At 22.6% G+C, this 3979-nt stretch carries 5 protein-coding genes; 3 read left to right on the forward strand and 2 right to left on the reverse strand.

Annotated elements, in window-relative coordinates:
• Window positions 1–111: 111 nt before the first annotated feature.
• On the reverse strand, window positions 112–252 hold the full coding sequence (locus BST80_RS04425) for a hypothetical protein (RefSeq protein WP_415746136.1): 141 nt from the start codon (window positions 250–252) through the stop codon (window positions 112–114).
• Between the two features lie 744 nt (window positions 253–996).
• Between BST80_RS04425 and BST80_RS04430 the strand changes: the two genes are divergently transcribed.
• The 3 genes from BST80_RS04430 to BST80_RS04440 all read left to right on the forward strand — a co-directional run bounded on the left by BST80_RS04430 (window position 997) and on the right by BST80_RS04440 (window position 2575).
• Complete coding sequence (locus tag BST80_RS04430) at window positions 997–1389, forward strand: hypothetical protein (RefSeq protein WP_415746137.1); 393 nt, start codon at window positions 997–999, stop codon at window positions 1387–1389.
• A gap of 682 nt (window positions 1390–2071) precedes the next feature.
• Window positions 2072–2260 carry a hypothetical protein gene (locus BST80_RS04435; RefSeq protein WP_415746138.1) on the forward strand — a complete coding sequence of 63 codons (189 nt, stop codon included), beginning with the start codon at window positions 2072–2074 and terminating at the stop codon, window positions 2258–2260.
• Window positions 2261–2452: 192 nt separating this feature from the next.
• On the forward strand, window positions 2453–2575 hold the full coding sequence (locus tag BST80_RS04440) for a hypothetical protein (RefSeq protein ID WP_415746139.1): 123 nt from the start codon (window positions 2453–2455) through the stop codon (window positions 2573–2575).
• Between the two features lie 283 nt (window positions 2576–2858).
• On the opposite strand, the gene BST80_RS04445 is transcribed toward BST80_RS04440, so the two are convergent.
• Window positions 2859–3818: a lysostaphin resistance A-like protein gene (locus BST80_RS04445; protein WP_415746140.1), complete on the reverse strand. Its 960-nt coding sequence runs from the start codon at window positions 3816–3818 to the stop codon at window positions 2859–2861.
• Between the last annotated feature and the right edge of the window lie 161 nt (window positions 3819–3979).

Raw genomic sequence — 3979 nt, forward strand, 5'->3', positions numbered from 1 at the left:
ACTTTTTCATTTTAATCTCCATTCTAATTTAAAGACTAAATCAGTGGTCTAAAATGTATATGGTTTTCACATTATCAAATAATTCTTTTAATAACGATAATAAATCCATACTTACACCTCTAATTTAATTAATTCTGATTGTAAAATCATTAAAATATCAACTAATGCATTAAAATAACCAATTTTTTTACCAAATTCCAATTTATTAATTGTTTTATCATTTTGAACATTATCATTAGCTTTATTTCTCATTTCACCAAACTTTTCAATTAATTTAATTATTAGACTTCTTGCATAACCTATTAAAATAATTGTNAANATTTTTAAAANNNTANCTGGTCTAAAATGTATATGGTACCTCACAAAATTTTTAAAAATCAAAATATTTATAGTTTTTATTTTATTTTAAGGAAAATTAAGCACACTAAAAAATAATTTATTAAATTACTTCAAATAAACCTATTTAAAATTATCTGAAAATACCTCTTTTGCTGTTTTTCAATTAAAAACAGGTCTTAATTGATCATTTATAACATTAACTACTCAATTTATTTTTTGTTGACTAACAAAATTGTTCCATTATCAGTTGCGGGCGAAGTTGCTTTAACAATATATTANANNNNTTGCATAACCTAGTTATTTTAAAATTCCTATAAAATATATTTAAAATNAAATAATTTAAATAAAAAAGTCATTTTTCGTTGTAGGAAAATATTAAATTTTTAAATAAAAGACATAATTAATTAAAATTATAATTTGCTATTAGTATCTTTTTAAAAATATTTACAATTATTTTAATAGGTTATGCAAGAAGTCTATTATTGAGCATATTTTAAATGATGGTGATATGACAGATTCAGTTCAGATTAAAACTGATTATGCTTTCTTAGCAATGAATAAAGTTGATAACTGAACTGATTAGAAATTATTTTAAGCGCTCGTAAACAAATTATTGAGAAATTAATTAATCATAACATTGCTAAAATTGAACATCAAATGCCAATTGACCAAGCAAGAGAATTAAAAATTGCTCATCCAAATTTTGAATATGATCCAATTGTTCGTGTTGTTGAATTTCCAACTGCAATAATTGATTTATGTGGTGGAACCCATGTTAATAACTTAAAAGAAATTAATTTTTTTGAAATTTGAGATTGTTGAGTTGATAAAAAGAAAGTTCGAATACAATTTTCAACAAATAAAGAAGCAACAGAAAGTTATTTTGCTAATTGAATTAACCAAAAAAAAGATAATTTATACCAAAGTATTAAAAAAATTAAAAGTTATGATGCTGATTTTAATTTTATAATACCTAATTTTGAAATTCCAACAACAATAATTGCAAAAAATAGTTTAAATACGGAAATTGAACAATTAGAAAACAATTAAATAAAATTGCAAAAGAAAAATATAAATTATTATTACAAACAATTGATAATACTGTTTTTCCATTCAAAGAAACAAGTATTAATAATAATTTAACAATCAAAGAAATTATTATTAATGATGAAAAAATAACACTTGAACTAATACGAAATAAATTAAATAAATTTTTACAAGAATATGAAAATAGCTTACTAATTTTTATTAATTCAACCTTAAAATATGGATTCATTAGTTTTACTAAAAAACATCAAAGTAAAATCAATCTTAATAACTTTTTACAAACCAATAAAAATGCCTTTGCAATATCTGGCGGCGTAACAGCTTTTATTTATTAGTTTTACTTTTCAAAATGATATTAAACCATTTTTAGATCTTTTAATAGCAACAGTCAAACAAACAGAAATGGATTAAAAAGATGATATTATATATCATCTTTTTGTATGAAACAATTTGTTTATTAAATTTTTTAATAATTAGTATCTTTTATTAAAATTATTTATATATTTAATTCTTTCCATAATACTTAATATTAATTATTTTGTTATATATAAAAATAATTATAAATGGTAAATAAATAAAAAAGTGTATTAATTTAATTAAAATGATTTTCACAATAAGTAAGATAGTATTTTATAAACTATGAAAAAATCTGTTAAGAATAAAAAACAGAAAGGAAACAAGTGAAATGAAAAAAATATTTAGTTTATTAGCACTCATGAGTTTTGGTTTTGGAACTATGTCTAAAATTATTGCCACTAGTTCATTAGTAGACCAGCAAAGAGAACCATTAAATAATAGAGGAACAATCAAATTTAGATTTATATTAAAAACAATGATAATAAAGGTGATATTGTTTTTAATGATTGAGGTTTAAAAAAAGATGGATGACGATTGTGACATACATTTAATATTCACTTAACTAACCCTATAAATTACAAATACATTATGTTTTTAGGGCAAGAAAGTGATTTTTTTTCAAAAATTAGCTGAGGAAATATTGAATATTACGGTGATAAGTTAAATAAATATAATAATTTTCATAGTGATAATGAAACTTGCAAAAAAAATGATTAATGCTAAGATTGTTGATGTCAAAGATATTCCTAAATTAATTAAACCTGAAAATCGTTTTTTAGTTCAAGCACGTTGAGTTAAATATGGAAATGCATATCTTGAAGGCAGTCAATAGTTTGCTTTAACTTGATATTATGAAAATAATAGTTATTATATTCAAGTTTTAACACAGCATTGAGTAAATGTTACAGGTTCATCTATCGGCAGTGGAACATGAATGGGAATTGGAACTGGTATTAGATTATATAATGATTAATAATAATATTGCTATAAATAAATCTCTAAAGAATCTTTTTTAGAAAATCATTCATTGTCTTAGAATATAACTAATTAAATATATATCTGCATAAGTTTGTTTCAAAAAAATAAAAAGCACTTTAGTGCTTTTTTAAAATTAATTATGCTAAAAATTTTGGTGCAGCAAGCATTAAAATGGCAACAATGCAATTATAACCAGCATGCGGAATTATGGTATATGTAACATTCCCATTAACAATAAGAAATAGCATTCCTAGTGTTAATGATGCTCCAATATATCCAATAAAATGTTCTCATTCACCGGTTCCAGCGACATGCATGCCAGCAAAGAAAATTGTTGATGCAACAAATCCAAGTCATTTGTTACCACTTAAACTAAAAATTCCGTGTCTAGTTGCTAATTCTTCAACAACTGGAGCAATTAAAATTGTATAGATAAATAAGAAAGCAATATTTCACCATTTATCTAGTCCTTTAATTAAATTATTTTGATTGTTTGAAGTTGTTGCTGTTATTAATGATTGTAAATAAACAAAAAATAAATGAATTGAAAAAACAGCAATAATACTAATTGAGCAAACAACAAAAAGACGTTTGCAATCTTGTTTTAAAGTTAATTTAATTTTTTCAAAAATTAATGGTGATGACCGATAAAGAATAAAAATTGTCACCAATCCCGCAATTATTAATGTTAATAAATTAATTGTTGTTTTAACACTATCAGATGGATGAAACTGGTTTACAATGGTTCCAATTACTAAACCAATAATATTTGGAATAAAATAAAAATAATAAAAGGCAATAGCACCTGACCGCATAATTTCATTTTGTGCACCACTAATAACAAAATATGAACCAACTGTAACAATAATCCAACTAATAAAGTTCATCCCTGCTAAAGCATATTCATTATGTGTAAAAATATATGAAATTAGAATATTAATAAAAAAGGGAGCAAAAATAGCTGTTCCTAAAAAAATATAACCCGTATTTTTAAGTTTAACTAAATTAAAAGCAAAGGGAGCAGCACAATCAACTAATGTTGGTTTTAACTCATATCATGCTCTTTTAGGATTATAAACATTATCATTATTAGTCATTTTTATTACTCCTTTAAATCCTACTTTTTATTATATAATAAATTAATTAAAAATCCATTTAAAATTTAAAATTATTTGGTACATAATTTTGAATCCATCTATTAAAAAAGACATTTATTTAATAGACTTCTTGCATAACCTATTAAAATAATTGTAAATAT

It is taken from the genome of Spiroplasma sp. Moj (assembly GCF_016082285.1).
In the GTDB taxonomy this organism is placed as follows: Bacteria; Bacillota_I; Bacilli_A; order Mycoplasmatales; family Mycoplasmataceae; genus Spiroplasma; species Spiroplasma phoeniceum.